This window comes from Vibrio sp. Vb0667 (assembly GCF_033391095.1).
The window spans coordinates 1-2,053 of sequence record NZ_JAWPOL010000086.1; the positions used below are offsets into that span (position 1 = coordinate 1).

The following is a 2,053-nucleotide window of genomic DNA, read 5'->3' on the forward strand; positions in this document are numbered from 1 at the left end:
CCAAAAGACGACAAGCCCGAACCAAAATCGTCCAGCGCAATCATACAGCCGAGCGATTTGGCTCTGGTGAAAAAGTCGATGGCTTGATCTAAATTGCCCATGGCCGCCGTCTCTGTGATTTCTAAACAGATTTTTTCGCACGGCATGGTCGAGTTTTTCAATCGTTCGAAGAGAAAATCGATAAATTCCTGATTCCCCATGGATTGACCAGAAAGGTTAATCGAGCAACGCCCCAACTTTTCCACTACGTCTGGTCGCTGTTCAAACCATTCAAGCGCTTGGTTGATCACCTGCTTATCAATCCAATGCGCAATGTTATAACGCTCGGAAGCGGGAATGAAAATCGCCGGAGAGACGTAGTTACCCTGCGCGTCACGAATACGCACCAAAATCTCGAAATACATCAGCGACTCTGGCGACTGCAAATTCATCACTCGTTGAGCAAACAGCTCCAAGCGCTGATTGGATAACGCCTCGTGCACCAAGTTGACGCTCTGCATTTCCATCTGGCGACGCTGCAACTCTTCATTATCTAAGCTGAACAGATTGTAACGGTTACGCCCCTGCTCTTTCGCCGCATGGCACGCCGAATCTGCTTGCGCGTGCACCATTTGCGGCGTTTCTGCCGTGTGGTCGATGATACGAATGCCGACCGAGCAACTGATGAATAAGCGTGTGTCTTCCCAGATAAACAGGTGCTCACCCAATGTGGAGATAATCACCTTCGCAATATTGATCGCGCCATACTCGTCGCAATCTTTCAGTAGCACCGCGAATTCATCGCCGCCCATTCGCGCAAGCACGGAATTGTATGGCAGCACCTCTTCCAACATGCTGGCGCAAAATTGAATCGCGGCATCGCCCGCATCGTGCCCAACGGTGTCATTAAGCACTTTCAACTGGTCGAGATCGAGGTATAACATCGCATGCACTCGGCGGTGGCTATCCACTTCACGCAGCGCAGTTTTCAACTCCAACTCAAAGTGGTTGCGGTTGTATGTCCCCGTCAATAAGTCATAACGCGCCTGATACTCTAACTTCTCAGCCAAAAGTTTGGTCTCTGAAATGTCTTCACCCACAATCAGCAACTGATCGGAATCGTTGAGCGGTCGAATGTTTTCGCGTACCCAAACACTGTGCCCGTCAGCATGGCGATACTCGATTTCACGTCGCCACACATCATGAACTTGATGACTCGGTTGCAACAACACCTGGCGTGGGAACAGTGCTTTGTCATCAAGATAGAACTCTCGCAGGCGATGGCCGAGCATCTCAATCGGCTCGTAGCCCAATAACAGCTGCGCGAATCGGTTCACTTCTTGGATGCGGTTGTGACTGTCGAGCGTCACCATCATCACGGGCTGCTGCTCGTAGTAATTACGCAAGCTCGACTCACGCTGATAGAGCTTATCTTCCATCAACTTACGGCTGGTGATATCACGCGCCTCAAACAGATACTGCTTTTGTTTGCCTACCTGCTGGGAGAACGGCTTTAAGGAAATTTCGAGTACCATAGAGCCGTGCTCTTTGCTCCAGATTTCGGCTTCAAATGTCGAAACTTGTTGCTGCGGTGCGTCAAAATAATCGGCGATCGCGTGGCGTGCTTGCTCACTCCAGTTTTGATGTAACCAAAGTGGCTTATCTAAGCGTAATTCCTGATGATAGAGCAAAGATTGCAGACGATCGTTGCCAGATTTAAGCAAACCATGTTTATCCAAAATCCCCATGTACTGCATACTTTGGTCAAAAATGGACTCTAAAATCGCCTGGCTTTCACGAGCAGCCGTCTCGCTGCGACGAATGCGTTGCAAGTAGTAGCTCAGTAGCAAAATGGCCACCAGCATCAACACGAACAAACTGCCAAACAAGCGAATTTCTTTGGCGAAACGCTCCGAAAATTCCATCGGCTTATTAAAAAAGACCGCCGAGGATTCTTGCTCTGCGCCCAACCCCCAGCGCACGACTGCTTGGTAATCGAGCTTGATTTCAGAATCGCCATTCACCACCGGAGGTAATGGTTCTTGTGGGTGGTCGAGCACCTGTTCTAGTAATC

At 49.7% G+C, this 2,053-nt stretch carries 1 protein-coding gene; it reads right to left on the bottom strand.

What is annotated here, in order from left to right; translation table 11 throughout:
- The coding region (locus tag R8269_RS23550; protein ID WP_318222696.1) for a diguanylate cyclase domain-containing protein at positions 1–2,053 on the bottom strand (2,053 nt) is incomplete at both ends.